At 66.5% G+C, this 16,560-nt stretch carries 19 protein-coding genes; 7 read left to right on the top strand and 12 right to left on the bottom strand.

The genetic code is table 11. The features are described 5' to 3' along the window. Window positions 1-298: 298 nt before the first annotated feature. Window positions 299-643 carry a DUF1294 domain-containing protein gene (locus tag C1931_RS13060; RefSeq protein ID WP_108756663.1) on the bottom strand — a complete coding sequence of 115 codons (345 nt, stop codon included), beginning with the start codon at window positions 641-643 and terminating at the stop codon, window positions 299-301. Next, on the bottom strand, window positions 644-1,756 hold the full coding sequence (locus C1931_RS13055) for a homoserine O-acetyltransferase (protein ID WP_108756662.1): 1,113 nt from the start codon (window positions 1,754-1,756) through the stop codon (window positions 644-646). 197 nt (window positions 1,757-1,953) lie between these two features. Between C1931_RS13055 and C1931_RS13050 the strand changes: the two genes are divergently transcribed. From C1931_RS13050 to C1931_RS13035, 4 genes are all read left to right on the top strand, one after another. Further along, the gene (locus C1931_RS13050; RefSeq protein ID WP_234412819.1) at window positions 1,954-2,298 is read left to right on the top strand and encodes a cysteine peptidase family C39 domain-containing protein; all 345 of its coding nucleotides are present in this window, start codon (window positions 1,954-1,956) and stop codon (window positions 2,296-2,298) included. Then, a complete protein-coding gene (locus C1931_RS13045; RefSeq protein WP_108756661.1) occupies window positions 2,267-5,095 on the top strand; it encodes a calcium-binding protein in 2,829 nt (942 codons plus the stop codon). Before C1931_RS13050 ends, C1931_RS13045 begins: the two co-directional genes overlap by 32 nt. A 213-nt stretch (window positions 5,096-5,308) precedes the next feature. Further along, window positions 5,309-5,923 (top strand): hypothetical protein, encoded by a 615-nt coding sequence (locus C1931_RS13040; RefSeq protein WP_159095499.1) that lies wholly within the window; start codon window positions 5,309-5,311, stop codon window positions 5,921-5,923. 19 nt (window positions 5,924-5,942) lie between these two features. Further along, window positions 5,943-6,668, top strand: a complete 726-nt coding sequence (locus tag C1931_RS13035) for a hypothetical protein (RefSeq protein WP_159095498.1) — start codon at window positions 5,943-5,945, stop codon at window positions 6,666-6,668. A gap of 36 nt (window positions 6,669-6,704) precedes the next feature. On the opposite strand, the gene C1931_RS13030 is transcribed toward C1931_RS13035, so the two are convergent. From C1931_RS13030 to ccmA, 9 genes are read right to left on the bottom strand one after another with little or no spacing between them, the layout of a single operon-like run. Continuing rightward, window positions 6,705-7,697, bottom strand: coding sequence for a tetratricopeptide repeat protein (locus tag C1931_RS13030; protein ID WP_108756658.1), 993 nt, complete (start codon window positions 7,695-7,697; stop codon window positions 6,705-6,707). Beyond that, a complete protein-coding gene (locus C1931_RS13025) occupies window positions 7,691-8,167 on the bottom strand; it encodes a cytochrome c-type biogenesis protein (protein ID WP_108756657.1) in 477 nt (158 codons plus the stop codon). Before C1931_RS13025 ends, C1931_RS13030 begins: the two co-directional genes overlap by 7 nt. After that, window positions 8,136-8,753 (bottom strand): DsbE family thiol:disulfide interchange protein, encoded by a 618-nt coding sequence (locus C1931_RS13020; RefSeq protein WP_108753610.1) that lies wholly within the window; start codon window positions 8,751-8,753, stop codon window positions 8,136-8,138. Before C1931_RS13020 ends, C1931_RS13025 begins: the two co-directional genes overlap by 32 nt. A gap of 8 nt (window positions 8,754-8,761) precedes the next feature. After that, entirely contained in the window at window positions 8,762-10,681 is a 1,920-nt protein-coding gene (locus C1931_RS13015; RefSeq protein WP_108756656.1) for a heme lyase CcmF/NrfE family subunit, read from the bottom strand. After that, complete coding sequence (gene ccmE / locus C1931_RS13010; RefSeq protein WP_108750109.1) at window positions 10,682-11,143, bottom strand: cytochrome c maturation protein CcmE; 462 nt, start codon at window positions 11,141-11,143, stop codon at window positions 10,682-10,684. After that, entirely contained in the window at window positions 11,140-11,325 is a 186-nt protein-coding gene (gene ccmD, locus C1931_RS13005) for a heme exporter protein CcmD (protein ID WP_108753608.1), read from the bottom strand. The genes ccmE and ccmD overlap by 4 nt, the downstream gene beginning before the upstream one ends. Further along, entirely contained in the window at window positions 11,322-12,098 is a 777-nt protein-coding gene (ccmC, locus tag C1931_RS13000) for a heme ABC transporter permease CcmC (RefSeq protein ID WP_108756655.1), read from the bottom strand. Before ccmC ends, ccmD begins: the two co-directional genes overlap by 4 nt. Before the next feature lie 43 nt (window positions 12,099-12,141). Then, window positions 12,142-12,837, bottom strand: a complete 696-nt coding sequence (gene ccmB, locus C1931_RS12995; RefSeq protein WP_108753606.1) for a heme exporter protein CcmB — start codon at window positions 12,835-12,837, stop codon at window positions 12,142-12,144. Further along, window positions 12,834-13,481: a heme ABC exporter ATP-binding protein CcmA gene (gene ccmA / locus C1931_RS12990; RefSeq protein ID WP_108753605.1), complete on the bottom strand. Its 648-nt coding sequence runs from the start codon at window positions 13,479-13,481 to the stop codon at window positions 12,834-12,836. The genes ccmB and ccmA overlap by 4 nt, the downstream gene beginning before the upstream one ends. 173 nt (window positions 13,482-13,654) lie before the next feature. Between ccmA and C1931_RS12985 the strand changes: the two genes are divergently transcribed. The 3 genes from C1931_RS12985 to C1931_RS12975 all read left to right on the top strand — a co-directional run bounded on the left by C1931_RS12985 (window position 13,655) and on the right by C1931_RS12975 (window position 16,170). After that, the gene (locus C1931_RS12985; RefSeq protein WP_108756654.1) at window positions 13,655-14,803 is read left to right on the top strand and encodes a pyridoxal phosphate-dependent aminotransferase; all 1,149 of its coding nucleotides are present in this window, start codon (window positions 13,655-13,657) and stop codon (window positions 14,801-14,803) included. Between the two features lie 12 nt (window positions 14,804-14,815). After that, window positions 14,816-15,622, top strand: a complete 807-nt coding sequence (locus C1931_RS12980) for an amidohydrolase (RefSeq protein WP_108756653.1) — start codon at window positions 14,816-14,818, stop codon at window positions 15,620-15,622. 113 nt (window positions 15,623-15,735) lie between these two features. Further along, entirely contained in the window at window positions 15,736-16,170 is a 435-nt protein-coding gene (locus tag C1931_RS12975) for a hypothetical protein (protein ID WP_108751591.1), read from the top strand. Between the two features lie 3 nt (window positions 16,171-16,173). Here the strand turns inward: C1931_RS12975 and C1931_RS12970 are convergent, their stop codons facing one another. Continuing rightward, window positions 16,174-16,434, bottom strand: a complete 261-nt coding sequence (locus C1931_RS12970) for a hypothetical protein (protein WP_108756652.1) — start codon at window positions 16,432-16,434, stop codon at window positions 16,174-16,176. Between the last annotated feature and the right edge of the window lie 126 nt (window positions 16,435-16,560).

Genomic DNA, 16,560 nt, shown 5'->3' with positions numbered 1-16,560 from the left:
CGCCTGGTAGCGCCGGGCCATGCCCGGCGGCCGTTTGCGTGATGGCGTGCCGACCGGCACATCCACGCATTGCGTGGATCTACGGGTGTCGTGCCGCCTGGTAGCGCTGAGCCATGCCCGGCGGCCGTTTGCGTGATGGCGTGCCGACCGGCACATCCACGCATGGCGTGGATCTACTGGTGTCGCGCCGCCTGGTAGCGCCGGGCCATGCCCGGCGGCCGTTTGCGTGATGGCGTGCCGATCGGCACATCCACGCATGGCGTGGATCTACTGGCGTCGTGCCGCGTCGTTCGAACGGCTACCGCGAAAACTCGCGCAGCATCACCGCGATCGAGGCCACGTTGGCCAGCACGCACAGCCAGAACACCCACTGGAATTCCGCCTTGCGGTGCTTGTGGCGGAACACGGACTGGCCCAGCAGCGCGCCCGGCCAGCCGCCGGCAAAGGCCAGCAGCTGCAGGGTGCGTTCGGGAATGCGCCACTGTCTGCGCTGTGCCGCGCGCTTGTCGTGGCCATACAGACCGAAGGACACCGCACTGGCCAGCGCACACCAGCCGGCTGCCCATGCGGGCAGCACGCCACTGATGGCCAGGGCGATCAAGGCGCCGAACGCGGCCACGGCCAGGTTGCGCCGCCAAGCCACTTACAGACCAGCGAGGAAATCGCGTACGGCGGGACCGAAACGCTCGAAGTCGACCAGGAACGCATCGTGCCCCTGCGGCGAGTCCAGGCCGATGAAGCGCGCGTCGGCGCCACCGGCACGCAGGCCGTCGGCCACCTGTTGCTGCTGCTGCACCGGGAACAGGATGTCGGTGTTGGCGCCGATGGCCAGCGCCTTTTCGACACGGATCTTCGCCAGCCCGGCCAGCACGTCACCGTCGGCATACTCGGCCAGGTCGAACCAGTCCATCGAACGGCTAAGGTACAGGTAGCAGTTCGGATCGAAGAAGCGCACGAAGCGCCGTGCGTGGCCTTCCAGATAGCTTTCCACCTGGAATTCCAGGCCGAACGGATCGTCGTCGGTCTGGTCCGAATCCAGTCGCACGCGTCCGAAGCGGCCATCCCATTCCAGCGCCGAACGATAGGTGATCACCCCGAGCTTGCGCGCCATGCGCATGCCCGATTCGGGGTAGTGCGCATCGTCGTAGCGGCCGCCGTTCCACTGCGGGTCCAGGCGGATGGCTTCGCGCTGCAGTGAACGGATGGCGATGGAGAACGGCAGCGCCTGCGCACTGCCAGAGATGTTGATGTGGCTGCGGGCGATGCCCGGCTGCAGCATCAGCACCGCCAGCGCGGTCATGCCGCCCATGGAATTGCCGATCACGCAGGCCAGCTGTTCGATGCCCAGCGCTTGCACGACCTCGATGGCTGCGCGCGCACCGTCTTCCACCGACAGTTCCGGGAAGTCGAGGCGATAGGGCTCGCCAGTGGCCGGGTTCAGCGAGGCCGGGCCGGTGGAGCCCTTGCAGCTGCCCAGCGAGTTCACGCAGACCACGAACCAGCGGTCGGTGTCGATCGGCTTGCCCGCGCCGACCATCGCTTCCCACCAGCCCGGGGCCGGGTTGTCGTCATTGGCCGCCGCGTGGGCATCGGGCGACAGCCCGGTGACGATCAGGATCGCGTTGCGGCCATCAGCGGCCAGCGTGCCCCAGGTCTCGTAGGCCACGCAGGCGCCGTGCAGAGCGCCACCGCGCTTGAACGGGAACGGCGAGGGCAGGGCATGGAAGCGGGTGCCGGGCGGAATGAATTCGGTCATGCGCACATTCTAGCGGGGCCGCCTGTGCAGCAGGCGACACGCTGGCTTCTATTGGGACAGGCAAGGCTGGTGCCGGCCGCTGGCCGGCGGCCGGATGAACGTTGATGCCAGTCGTTTTTCCCCGTTGACAGTTGACCAGAGGCAATCCCATTCTCGCCGCCGTTCTAGGGGCCGCACGCGCTGCGTACAGGGAAGTGATGACAAAGGGGAGCTTCGCACCGTCGGTGCCGGAGGGCGAGCCGCTGGCTGATCAGCCAGCCCTCGCATTGCAGGGACTGGTGCTGCTGGCCCAGTTCCATGGGATTGCCGCCAGTGCGGATCAGTTGAGTCACGATGCTGGACTGGGGCGCAAGCCGCTCGATGAAACAACGCTGGTGCTGATGGCGCGCCGCCTGGGGTTGAAGGCGCGCGTGGCCGCAACGCCGCTTGCACGCCTCAGCAGCGCCAACCTGCCAGCACTCGCCTTGGGCGAGGACGGGGCCGCGTTCATCATTGCCCGCATAGCTGGAGATGAGGTGCTGCTTCACGATCTGCTACGGTGATACCCGCGTCACCATCAGCAGTCAGGAGCATCCCAGCTCGGGCGATGACAGACTCTTCGGCGGAGAGGGCGATGACTCCCTGTACGGCAGCGGTGGCAACGACTGGATCCAGGGCGATGTGGGCAACGACTACATCTTCGGAGGCTGGGGTCGCGACACCATCATCGGCGGGACTGGCAACGATATCCTCTGGGGTGGCGGTAATGACGACACGTATCTTTTCAGCCGCGGCCACGGCGTCGATACGATCACCGAACATCAGTTCAACATAGACACCGACCGGGTCGTCTTTGATGCGACCATCAATGCCTCCGAGTACGCTGTGGTGCGAGAGAGCGCGGATAGCGACGAACTTCACCTGATCAACCGCGTGAGTGGTGACCGGGTCATCATCTCCCACTACTTCGACACGCCTAAGGGGAGCATTTCCGACCGCGTGGATGTGGTCGAGTTCGCAGACGGAACCGTATGGACGTCTGCAGACCTGCATCGGATGGCCTCACAGGGCACCGACTATGACGACAACATCCTATTCCGGACCGCGCCGGGAAACGTCATTGAAGGGGGCGCCGGCAATGATGAAATCCGCGCGCTGGAACACGATGATACGTTGTCCGGTGACGCCGGCAATGACATCGTATTCGGTGGGGCAGGCAATGACATTATCGAGGGCGGTGCTGGGAGTGACCTGTTGTCCGGCGAGGCAGGCAGCGACGTCTATCGGTTCGGTTTTGGTTCCGGCTTTGACTTCATTGTCAATGGGATCCGCGAAGCCGACGACCTGGATGTGATTGAGTTGGGGGCAGATGTAGAGGCGTCGCAGGTCTTGCTGGCGCGTTCCGGCAATGCGCTGGTGCTCACGCTGAAGGGTACCGAAGATCGTCTGGTGGTACTCAACCAGTTTGGCGACAGCGAGAACGTGGGAGGCAGCCCGATCGGTTCGATTCGGTTCGCGGATGGAAGCCGCTGGGATCGCGCTGCCATCGACGCCGGCCTTGGGCCTGACGTGCCGGCCATCTCCCTTGTCTACGAGGGCACGCGATACGCCCACGAAGGCGATGGGACCGCCTATCTGATCGGGTCGAAGGGGAGCGGACACAACTTCCTGGGCGGTGGCGAAACGACGTACTACATCGATCCGGGCAAGGTTGGTCGCAGTGCGTCCGGACGATTGGAACATGTATTGATGAACGGGGGGCGGCTGGACGACACCTACGTGCTTGGGCGCGGGTATGGCAGCCTCCGCATCGGCGATGAGGGGGGGCAGGATACGCTGCGTTTCACCCAGGGGGTCACCACGACCGATGTCACGCTGCTGCGTTTTGGTGATGACCTGGTGGTGCGGCTCCCGGACGGTGATAAGGTGGAGATGGCCGGATACTTCGCCGGCCGGAACACCATCGAAACGTTCCTTTTCGTCGACGGCACCCGTTGGTCATCTGTTGAAATTGCCCAGCGTGTGGTGGCTGGCGATCAGATCCTTGTCGGCACCGCCGGTGATGATGTCCTGGCGGGCAGTGATGGCAAGGACGTCATTCGCGGCCTCGCAGGCAACGATGTGCTTCACGGCGGCGACCGTGATGACCTGCTGGATGGTGGGGAGGGGGCCGACACCATGTATGGCGGATCCGGCAGCGATACCTACGTCGTCGACAATGTCGGAGATATGGTGGTCGAGTCAGGCCCGCGCGGCTTTGGCGACGATGAGACCAATACGGTGCGTGCCAGCGTCGACTACACCCTGGGTGAGCAGTTGCACCAGCTGGTACTCGAGCGCGAAGGCTTGGTGGGCCGCGGCAATCGACTGTCCAACGTCCTCATTGGCAGCGCGGGTGGCGATACGCTGTACGCCACCGCGGAGGGCGAAGACAGCTGGGAAGGTGACCGGATCGACGGTGGCGATGGCAATGATCTTCTGTTCGGCAGCTTGGGTGAAGACACGCTGATCGGCGGCGCGGGTGACGACATCATGCGAGGCGGTGGCGGCTCTGATCTGTACTACGTGGATAGTTCCGGCGACGTAGTGATCGAGGACGGTGATGACGGAGTTTCAGTCTTGTCGCGCTTCGCTGTAGCGCGCAGCCTGGAGACAGTGCTGGTACCTGACGCGCGTGCATGGCGCAGCGGTGACACTGTGATGGCCTCCATTGATTACACCCTGACCGACCATGTGGAGTCCCTGGCGCTCATCGGTGATGCCCTGCATGGTGCCGGCAATGCGCAGTCCAATGAGCTGCGTGGCAACGCTGGCGACAACACCTTGTCTGGTCTGGGTGGTGATGACCGGCTGGTTGGCAACGATGGCAACGATTTGTTGCTGGGAGGTGAGGGGAGCGACGAACTGCTGGGCGGATCCGGGAATGATCGACTGGTCGGTGGCGAAGGCGACGACCGGTACGTGTTCGCTGTCGGTCACGGGCAGGACGTGATCGACAATCTCGACAGCAGGGGCAGGGACGAGCTGGAGTTGCATCTGTTCGACAACGAAACAGTGCTGTTCCGCAGGACCGGTGACAACCTGGATGTGGTGATCGGGGACGGTCAGGATCAAATCACGGTGGAAGGCTGGTATGCCGATTCGCAACGCCGTCTGGACGGCATCAGCATCGGCTTTGACCGCTGGTTGAGCGTCGATGATGTGGAAGCGCTCGCGGCGGGGGCGGCGGCTGCATCGCGAAACGAGGTGGATCTGCTGGTGTCCGCCCTTGCGCATGCGGGAACGGCTGCCACGGGCGCGGGTGCCTCGCAGTACCTCCCCGGCCCTTTCTCCGCGCCCGTGCTCCTGGCTGCACATTGAGTGGAGCAACGAGGGGGCCGGGTTCTCGTGTGGTGTGGCCCGGCGATGTAAGTAAAAGATAGGAAAGAGGTAAGAGCAATGAAATCATGGACAACACCAGCGATATGGCTCTGCTCGATGCTGTTGGTGGGATGCAGGCCCGGGCTCCCTGACCCGGATCCCGGCAGGACGAAGCCGGATCCCGGCAGGACGAAGCACGCATCTGCAGCAGGGTTGAACCCGGCTGACCAGCCAAGTTTCAAGGACGGCGTACTGTCGTTCTGTGGGGAGGTGATTCCGGTGGTCGAGCGGGGCGCGGCACCTCCCTATACCCGCGGTTTGAAACTTTCCGTGCGTCCTCTGACCGACAAAGCCGTCGGGGTGGAATTGACGATCACCAGCCTGGATCCGTTCCGGGCGAGCTGCCTGCATCCAGCGGTGGAATCACCGATCGAGGTTTACCTGAGATGTGACCCGTCGGCCGCACCGGTCTGGGAGGACTTCGCAAAGCGGGACTGGCTATCGCGCACAGAGCGCCCAGCAGAGGGGCTTGTAGTACTGAGTGGCGATCCGACCCGCCGGATGAACTACGGCTTCTACTTCATGGCGGCGCCATCTCAGGCGTACCGTCCTGGCGAGTTCCCCTTCCAAGGCAAGTGTTACAGCGAGCCGGGTGTGGACCGCGAATCAGAACGCTGCGTGGTGAACTATCGAAAAGGGCGGGTGGGCGTGGGCTACAGCTATCTGACCCGCTCCATCAAGCCTTGGCGCGAGGTGGATGATCTGGTGCGCACGACGCTGGAGGGACGGCCCTCGACGCCTCGATGCCCCTTCAACGGTGTGAGGTAGTGCGCTGATGGAGAGTGCGATGAAACATTGGACAATGGCAGCCCTGTGGGTTGGTGCGGTACTGCTGGTGGGGTGCAAGCCCGAACCTGAGGGCCAGGTGGCGCCTGGTAAGGCGCGTGCATCAGTGCGGTTGAAGCCGGCTGACCAGCCAAGCTTCAAGGACGGCGTACTGTCGTTCTGCGGCGAGGTGATGCCGCTGGTCCAGAGGGGCGCGGCACCTTCCGATATCCGCGGTTTGAAGCTTTCCCTGGGTCCTTCCGCGGAGCGGGACGTCGGGGTGAGGTTGTTGCTCGCCAGCTTGGACCCGTTCTATGCAAGCTGCCTGGATCCAGTGGCGGAATCACCGATCAAGATTTACCTGAGGTGCGATCCGCCGCCTGCACCGATCTGGGAGGATTTTTCGAAGCGGGAGTGGCTCTCGCGGACGGAGCGTCCCGCTGAGGGACTTATCGTACTGCGTGGCGATCCGACCCTCCGAATGAACTACGGATTCCACTTCATGGCCGCGCCATCGCAGGCATACCGCCCGGGAGAGTTTCCCTTCCAGGGCAAGTGTGACAGCGAGCCGGGTGCGTACGGTGCGTCCCGGAGCTGCGTTGTGAGGTACAGGAAGGGGCGGGTGGGCGTGGAGTACACCTATCTGGCCCGCTCCATCAAGCCTTGGCGCGAGGTAGATGATCTGGTGCGCACGACGCTGGAGGGACGACCCTCGACGGCGCTGTGCCCTTCGCCAGGCAGCGGATAGCGTGATGTTGAATGGGCGAGCGCAGCGGTGCGCGATCTACGGGAACCGCAGTTCCACCACGCCGTCATGCGGCAGCGTTACCCGCACCGCCTCGCTCTGCAGGTCGCCTTCGCCACGGTTGGCGCTGCCGCTGCGTGAAATGCGCGCCAGCACCTCCACCTCGCGGTGCGCCGACAGCGGTGCGGTCGGCATCGGGCTGTCAGCGTCGCCCAGACCGACCGTGGCCGGGAAGGCGGTCAGCGGCAGCTTGCGCGCCGCCACCGGCATCGGCGGGCCGCCCACGGCGCGGGCCAGCACGAACACCTGCGCACTGGCCGGCCAGTCGCCGTGCTTCACCGCGTCGGGCAGCTGCACCTGCACCTGCAGCAACGCCGGTGCCGCCCTGGTGGAAGGATCGACTGACTGTCCCGCGGCTTCGCGGGCAATCGCAATCTGCGCCTGCAGGGCCTGCGCGGCGCCCGGTTCCAACTGCGGCAGCACGCTGCTCCAGATTTCGGCCGCTTCGGCATTGCGGCCGCGCTGGCGCAGGGCAATGCCCAGCAGCCAGCTGGCCCGCTCGGCCTGCGGTGCCACCCGCCGCGCCTGCTGCAACCACGCCATGGCGGTGTCATCGAACTGCTTGCCGGCATCGGCCTGCGCGCGCGCCTGCGCCGCTTCCACCAGCACGCCGACATCGTCCGGAGCCAATGCTGCGGCACGTGCAAAGGCATCGGCCGCCGCCTGTGCATCGCCCAGTTCGGTCTGTGAACGGCCCAGCAGTGCCCAGCCATCGGCACGCTGCGGATCGCGCTGCAGGGCCTGCTGCAGCGCCGTTACACCCTCGCGCAGGGTCGCCACCGACGGTGCCGGCTGCACCTGTGCGGCGCGCGGGTCGCCCACCAGCAGGTACAGGCAGGCACCGGCCACGCCCAGCGCGAACACGCCCAGTACGTAACCGCGGCGTCCCTGCCGACGCAGCGGCCACAGCACCAGCGCGGCCATCACCGCGGCCACCAGGCCGGCCAGCACGGGCAGTGTGTAGCTCACCAGCCATCTCCTTCATCGGCGTTGCGGTCGGCCGCTGCCGGTGCCACTGTGCGGCCGCGCCGGCGCACGATGCCCAGCACCAGCAGGGCACCGCCGCCAAGGATCAGCAACGGCCCGCCCCACAGCAGCCAGGTGCCCGGCTGCAGCGGCGGCTGGTACAGCACGAATTCGCCGTAGCGGGCGACCAGGAATTGTTTGATCTGTGCATCGTCGTGGCCCTGCTGCATCAACTGCAGCACTTCACGGCGCAGGTCCTGAGCGATCTGTGCGTTGGAATCGGCCAGCGACTGGTTCTGGCACTGGACGCAGCGCAGCTGCGCTGCCAGGTCGTGGAAGCGGGCTTCTTCGGCCGCGCTGCGGAAGGCGAGCGGCCGTGGGTCGTGCAGCGGCTGCTGCGCCAATGCGGGCAGCACCGCGCACAGCAGCAGCGCCAGCAGCGCGTTACGGATTGCCGTGCAGGCCGGTATCGGCATGGCCTTGGGCCTTTTCGATCTTCTGCAGCGCGGGAATCAGCTTTTCGTCCACCACCTGCTGGGTCATCGCGCCGCTGTACTTCCAGCGCACGATGCCACTGCCATCGACCAGGAAGGTTTCCGGCGCAGCGGTAACGCCCCAGTCGATCGCGGTACGGCCTTCCATGTCACTGAGCACCACCATGAACGGGTTGCCCAGCGTCTCCAGCCAGTGCAGCGCATCGGTGGGCTCGTCCTTCCAGTTGTAGCCGATCACGCGCACGCGCTTGCTTTCGGCGAAGCGGGTCAGCACCGGGTGTTCCTCGCGGCAGGCCGCGCACCAGCTGCCCCACACGTTCAGCAGGTAGGGCGCACCGCGCAGTTCCTCACTGCGCACGGTCATGCTCGGGTCGTGCAGCACCGGCAGCGCGAAGGCGGGGGCCGGCTTGTCGATCAGCGCCGAAGGCAGCACGTCGCGCTGCGGATCCCCCGACTTCATCACCCCGTACACCATCAACCCCAGCAGGCCGAAGAAGAACAGCACGCCGATGACGATGGCGATGGGGGGCAGCGGGCGCGACGGACGCGGGGCAGGGGACGACGACATGAAAACTCCTACGGACGACGGAAACGGCGGTCGGCGGCGGTGATGAATCCGCCCAGTGCCATCAGCAGTGCGCCCAGCCAGATCCAGCGCACGAACGGTTTGATGTGCACCCGTACCGCCCACGCATTGTTGCCCAGCGGCTCGCCCAATGCCACGTAGACATCGCCGTTCAGGCGTGCATCGATGCCGGCCTCGGTCATCACCTGGCCGCCGCTGGCGTACTGGCGTTTTTCCGGGTGCAGCAGGGCCTGCTCGCGGCCGTTGCGGAACACCCGCAGGTGGCCACGGTCGGCCACGAAATTGGGGCCTTCGCGGTGGTCCACGCCTTCGAAGCGGACTTCGTAGCGGCCAACGACCAGTTGCTGCCCCGGCGCCAGCGCCACTTCGCGCTGCACGTTCAGTGCTTCCACCAGCAGCGCCCCGGCCAGGAACACCGCCATGCCGCCATGGGCCACGATCATGCCGAGCATTTCGGCGGTGAAGCGGCCATTGCCGCGCAGCCGCTGCCAGACGAAGCGCGCGGTGCCCAGGCCGACCCAGGCCGCGGCCGCAACGCCCAGCCCTGCCTTCCAGCCATTCTGCGGCGCCTGCCACCACGCCAGCGCACCCAGCACGATCGCCAGCCCCATCCACGGTGCCAGCAGGGCCAGGGCGCGCGAGGCCTGGTCGCGTTGCCACTTCACCAGCGGCCCGAACGGCAGCAGCAGCACCAGCGGTGCCATCAGCAGCAGGAACAGACTGCCGAAGTACGGTGGGCCGACCGAAATCTTGCCCAGCGACAAGGCATCGGCCAGCAGCGGGTACAGGGTGCCCAGCAGCACCATGGCGCAGGCCGTGGCCAGCAGCAGGTTGTTGCCCAGCAGCAGGGTCTCGCGCGAAGTGGCGGTGAAGCCACGGCGTGGATCATCGCTGTCCATGCCCAGACGGCCGGCACGCAGCGCGTACAGCACCAGGCTGCCACCGACCAGCAGCGACAGGAAGATCAGGATGAACAGGCCACGTGACGGGTCGGCGGCGAACGAATGCACGCTGGTCAGCACGCCCGAGCGCACCAGGAAGGTGCCCAGCAGGGACAGCGCGAAGGCGGCGATGGCCAGCAGCAGGGTCCAGCTGCCGAAGGTGCCGCGCTTTTCAGTGACGGCCTGCGAATGGATCAGTGCGGCGCCGACCAGCCAGGGCATGAAACTGGCGTTCTCCACCGGGTCCCAGAACCACCAGCCGCCCCAGCCCAGCTCGTAGTAGGCCCACCAGCTGCCCAGCGCGATGCCCAGCGTCAAGAAGCCCCAGGCCACGTTGGTCCAGGGCCGCGTCCAGCGCTGCCAGCGTGCATCCACGCGGCCCTCCAGCAGCGCGGCCACGGCGAAGGCGAAGGGCACCGAAAACCCGACGTAGCCCAGGTACAGCATCGGCGGGTGGATGATCAGCCCCGGATCCTGCAGCAGCGGATTCAGGTCGCGACCTTCCAGCGGCGCCGGATTCAGGCGCAGGAACGGGTTGGAGGTGAAGATCAGGAAGGCCAGGAAGCCGACGCTGACCACGCCCATCACCGCCAGCACGCGGGCCTGCACCGGCGCCGGCAGCTGCCGCGAGAACAGCGCCACCGCACCGGTCCACAGCGCCAGCACCAGTGCCCACATCAGCAGCGAACCCTCGTGCGCACCCCACACCGCCGAATAGCGATAGATCAGCGGCAGCAGCGAATTGGAATTCTCGGCCACGTAGCGCACCGAAAAATCCTGCTGCACGAAGGCCGCCGTCAGCACCGCGAAGGCAGCGGCCACCAGCAGCAGCTGGGCGAAGGCGGCCGGGCGTGCGGTGGCCATCCAGGCGCTGTTGCCGCGCTGGGCGCCGGCCAGCGGCAGGCCGGCCTGCAGCAGCGCCGCCAGCAACGCACACAACAGCAGGATCTGACCCAGCTCCGGCAGCACTCAGCGCACCTCGGGCGCCGTTACCGGCACGTCGTGCTTGCGATGGGCATCGCCCATCTTGTCGGCCACTTCCTTGGGCACGTAATTCTCATCGTGCTTGGCCAGCACTTCGTCGGCCACGAACACCCCATCCTGCAGGCGGCCGCTGGCGACCACGGCGGTGCCCTCGCGGAACATGTCCGGCAGGATGCGATCGGTGCTGACCGGCAGCGTGGCATCGCCATCGGTCACCACGAAATGCGCCTGCAGCGAACCACTGGGGCGATCGAAGGAACCCTTCACCACCATGCCGCCCAGGCGGAAGCGCGACTGCGCGTCGACATCCCCGCGCAGCACTTCAGACGGGGTGTAGAGATAGGCGATATTGCGCTGCAGAGCGAAGGCCACCAGGGTGGTCGCCAGCCCGGATGCCAACAGCAGCAGCATTACCCAGACCATGCGGCGTCGCTGCACCGGCGTCATCGGCTGAGCTCGGTGGCCAGCGGCGCCGCTGCCGGGCCATTGCTGCGCGCCTGCAACCGCTGCTGGCGGCGCTGTGCCTGTTGCCGGGCGTGGCGCAGGCGCAGCCAGGAACCCAGCGCATCGCAGCCCAGCACGAGCAGGAACACCGAGAACGCTGCGATCAGATAGGGCAGGTGGGTCATGGCCGTGGCTCCGTGTGGCGGGCTGCCGCTGGCGTGCCGAAGCGTTCGCCGATCCAGGCCTTGCCGGCCTCGCGGGCGATGTTGTCGGCGCGCGCCTTGGCCAGCAGCGAGCCGACGAACCACAGTTTGGTGGCCACCACCATCCACCACAGCGGCGCAATCAGTTCCGGGCGTACCGCGTTTTCGCCGAACACATTGATCGACTGGCGCTGGTGCAGTGCCCCCCACCAGTCCACCGAATAACGGATGACCGGCAGCAGGCCCACGCCGATGATCGCCAGCAGCCCGGCGGCGCGCGCGGCGCTGCGGCGGTCCTCAATGGCGTGGTACAGCCCGATCACGCCCAGGTACAGGAACAGCAGGATCAGCTCACTGGTCATGCGCGGGTCCCAGTCCCACCAGGTGCCCCAGGTGCCTTTTCCCCAGATGCTGCCGGTCAGCAGGGTGATCAGGGTGAAGCCGGCGCCCATCGGCGCACAGGCCATGGCCAGGATTTCGCAGATCTTGATCCGCCAGATCAGTGCGATGGCGGAATAGGCCGCCATCAGCGCGAACACGAACAGGCTCATCCAGGCACTGGGCACGTGGATGTAGATGATGCGGAAGGCATCGTGCTGGTTCTGTTCCGGCGGCGCCACGAACAGCCCCTGCCACAGGCCGATCAGCAGCACCGGTACCGCTGCGGCGTAGAACACGCGGGACCAGCGCGCGGCGAAACGATCGAAGGTCGGAGGTGAACCGAGTTGGTGGAACCAGCGGACGATCGGATTCATGCGTGGCGGCTATCCAGCAGGGATGGATTGGCTCTCAGCTCGTTCAACTCAGAGAAATACGGATGGCCGCGGCCGTAGCCAGCGGTGCCAGCACCAGGGCGACCACCAGCCCCGCGCCAAGCATCAGCAGCGCACCGACTGGATCCTGCCCACGGCCGGCTGCCGCCAGACTGCCTGCACCGAACACCAGCACCGGTACATACAGCGGCAACGACAGCAACGCCACGAGAATACCAGAGCGCCGGATGCCGACGGTCAGTGCTGCCACCACACCGCCGATCAGGCTCAACACGGGTGTTCCCAGCAGCAACGATGCCAGCAACATCGGCAGTTGGTCATGTGGCAGATGCAGCATTTCCGCCAGCAACGGGCTGACCACGATCAGCGGCAGTGCCGTGGTGGCCCAGTGCACCAGCACCCGCACCAGCACCAGCCAGGCCAACGGCACCGGGGCCAGCAGCCATTGTTCCAGCGAGCCGTCTTCGGCATCGGAACGGAACAGCGAGTCCAGCGCCAGTTGCCCGGCCAGCAGAACCGCCAGCCACAGCACGGCACCGGCCGTAGCGGCCAGCGGCTGCGGATCGCGGCCCTGGGCCAGGGCGAACAGCACCACCACCAGCAGCGCGAACAGCAGCGGCTGCAGGGCATCGCCACGGCGGCGCCACAGCAGGCGCATGTCGCGCGCCACCAGGGCACGCGCGGTCTGCCACAGACCCGGTTCGGTGCCCGGCGCGATCATGCGGCTTCTCCCTGGGCAAGATCCGGCTGCAGTTGCAGCAGGCGCGTGCGTACCGGCGGTGCGGCATAGGCGCCATGGGTGGTGACCAGGGCGGCACCGCCGCTGCGCAGGTGCGCGGAAATCATCCGGTTGACCAGGTTGATGCCGTCCAGATCCAGGTTGGCGTAGGGCTCGTCCAGCAGCCACAGCGGGGCCGGTGACAGCCAGATGCGGGCCAGTGCCAGCCGCCGTTTCTGCCCGGCCGACAGGTGCCGCACCAGGGTGTCTTCGTAACCGGCCAGGCCGACGATGGCCAACGCATTGCCCGGCATCTGCCGCGCACGCCGCCCATGCAGGCCGCACAGGAAGTGCAGGTTTTCCAGCGTGTCCAGGTCCGGCTTCAGTGCGGGCAGGTGGCTCAGGTAGGCCACGTAGCGCGCGCGCTCGGCCGTGCTGGCCTGCTTGCCGTCGATGCGCACCTGGCCGGCGCCCGGCCGGGCCAGGCCGGCCAGCACGCGCAGCAGGGTGGTCTTGCCGGCGCCGTTGCCGCCCTGCACCAGCAGCGCCTCGCCGGCGTCCACATGGAAGTCCAGCGGGCCGAACACGGGCTCATCATTGCGGGAGAAGCTCAGGCCGCTGGCGGCCAGCAATGCAGGGGTGTTCAAGGGGCAGGGATCTTCATGCCGGGGTGCGGCGGCAATTGTAGCGGTGAATGCGGCCCCGGTAGCGCCGGACCCGGGCCGCTGGCGGCGTGGAATATGCAAAGAACAGCCCGGTTCCGCAGGCAGGGCGCGGATTTCGTACACTTCCGGGCCTTGTTCTCCCATATTCCAGGCCGATGCAACCGAACACCAAGCTGCCCAAGGTCGGCACCACCATCTTCACGGTCATGTCCCAGCTCGCCGCCGAACACGGCGCGGTCAACCTGGGCCAGGGCTTCCCGGACTTCTCCGCACCGCAGCGGCTGATCGACGAGACCAGCAAGGCGATGGCGGCCGGCCTGAACCAGTACCCGCCGATGACCGGCGTGGCGCCGCTGCGCCAGGCCATCGCGCAGAAGTCGCTGGACCTGTACGGCGCCGCCATCGACCCGGACACCGAGATCACCGTGACCAGCGGTGCCACCGAGGCCATCTTCAACGCCATCCACGCCGTGGTGCGTGCCGGCGAGGAAGTGATCGTGCTGGACCCGGCCTACGACTGCTACGAACCGGCCATCGAGCTGGCCGGCGCCACCGCCGTGCACGTGCCGCTGGACCCGCAGACCTTCGCCGTGGACTGGGACCGCGTGCGCGCGGCCATCACTCCGCGCACCCGCATGCTGATGGTCAACACCCCGCACAACCCGTCCGGCGCGATGCTGGACGAGGCCGACATGCAGGCGCTGGCCGACCTGCTGCGCGGTACGCAGATCTACCTGATTTCCGATGAGGTGTACGAGCACATCATCTACGACGGCCGCCGCCACGAATCGGCGCTGCGTTACCCGGAACTGCGCGAGCGCACCTTCGTCATCTCCAGCTTTGGCAAGACCTACCACTGCACCGGCTGGAAGATCGGCTACGCGGTGGCGCCGCCGCTGCTGACCGCCGAATTCCGCAAGGTGCACCAGTACAACACCTTCACCAGCTTCGGCCCGGCCCAGTATGGGTTTGCCGCGATGATCCGCGACGAGCCGGAACACCACCTGGAACTGGGCGCGTTCTACCAGGCCAAGCGCGATCGTTTCCGCGAACAGCTGGCCGGTACGCGCCTGAAGCCGCTGCCGGTGCCGGGCGGCTACTTCCAGCTGGTGGACTATTCGGACATCAGCGATCTGCCCGACCACGAATTCGTGAAGTGGCTGACGATTGAAAAGGGCGTGACCGCCATTCCGCTGTCGCCGTTCTACGAAACCGCGCCGGTGGGCCAGCGCCTGGTGCGCCTGTGCTTTGCCAAGAACGAAGCCACCCTGGACGCGGCGATCGAACGCCTGCGCCTGCTCTGAGGGAACACGACCATGCAGGACCTGCGCATTTCCCTCGTCCAGGGCGACACCCGCTGGCATGACCCGGCGGGCAACCGCGATTACTACGGCGTGCTGCTGGCGCCGCTGGCTGGCCGCACCGACCTGGTGATCCTGCCGGAGACCTTCACCAGTGGGTTTTCCAACGATGCCATCGCCCAGGCCGAGGGCATGGACGGCCCGACGGTGGCCTGGCTGCGCGAGCAGGCACGTGCGCTGGATGCCGCGGTGATCGGCAGCGTGCAGCTGCGCGAAGGCGAGGGCGTGTACAACCGCCTGCTGTTTGCCACGCCTGATGGCGAACTGCAGTACTACGACAAGCGCCACCTGTTCCGTTATGGCGGCGAGCACGAACGCTATGCCGCCGGCCGCGACCGCCTGAGCGTGGAATGGAAGGGCTGGCGGATCAACCCGCAGGTCTGCTACGACCTGCGCTTCCCTGTGTTCTGCCGCAACCGCTACAACGTGGAGCGGGCAGGGCAGATGGATTTCGACCTGCAGATCTTCGTGGCCAACTGGCCCTCGGCACGTGCCTATGCGTGGAAGACCCTGCTGCGCGCACGCGCCATCGAGAACCTGTGCTTCGTGGCGGCGGTCAACCGCATCGGCGTGGACGGCAACCAGCTGCACTACGCCGGCGACAGTGCGGTGATCGATTTCCTGGGCCAGCCGCAGGTGGAGATCCGCGAGCGCGAGCAGGTGGTCACCACCACCATCTCGGCCGAGGCCTTGGCCGCGCACCGCGCGCGCTTCCCGGCCATGCTCGATGCCGACGCCTTCCATCTGGACGAACGCGCCTGAGCGCCCGGTGCGGCGGCTGAACGCTTGCCGCACCCACGCGCGCGCCTGCATCCATCGTGCACGCGCGCGCTGCTAGATTCGCCGGCAGTCCGAATGAAGTGGAAGTGCTGCCGATGAAGAAGTCCCTTGCCCTGCTGCTGGCCCTTGCCGCCAGCGCCCTGGCCCCGGCCGCGCAGGCCGGCGGCAACCTGGATTGCCAGTTGCGCTACAACCTGTCCGGCTGGTCGCTGATCTACAAGACCGCCTCGGGCACCGGTACGGTCCGCTGCAGCAACGGCGCCAGCATGCCGGTGCGCATCCAGCTCAAGGGCGGTGGCCTGACCGTGGGCAAGTCGAAGATCACCGATGGCCGTGGCAGTTTCACCGGCGCCAGCAGCGTGGGTGAGCTGCTGGGCACCTATGCCTCGGTCGGTGCCCATGCCGGTGCGGTGAAATCCAGCAACGCCCAGGTGATGACCAAGGGCGACATCTCGCTGGCCCTGTCCGGCACCGGCAAGGGCTGGGACCTGGGCGTGGATGGTGCGGCGTTCACCATCAGCCGCCGCTGAGCCTTACCAGCCGATCTGCAGGTGCCAGGCGTGGCCGGTCACGCTGAGCTGTTCGACCACGTAGCCGCGGTCCTGGTAATGCGCCAGTACCGCTTCGGCCTGGCCTTCGCGGGCCTGGCCGCGCGGCAGGGCCACCACGATGCGGCGTTCGCCCTTGCGCGAGTTGGCGTCGATGGAATGATCGATGTCCTGGATGAATTCGCCGGTGGTGCGGCCAGCGAGGTCGGCGTTGGCGCGGGCCTGGTCGGGGGTGATGCCGGTCATGGGTGTTGCCTTGTCATGTGAGTGAGGCTTGACGATAGGCAGCGGGCGCACCAAATGCGGCGACCTATGGCACAAATGGCCTGTTTTCAAACAATTCCTAGAGAAAATCCGCGCAACGATCAGGCG

Origin of the sequence: Stenotrophomonas sp. YAU14A_MKIMI4_1 (assembly GCF_003086855.1) — a bacterium.
Taxonomy (GTDB): domain Bacteria; phylum Pseudomonadota; class Gammaproteobacteria; order Xanthomonadales; family Xanthomonadaceae; genus Stenotrophomonas.
This window is presented reverse-complemented; position numbering and strand designations above follow the sequence as displayed.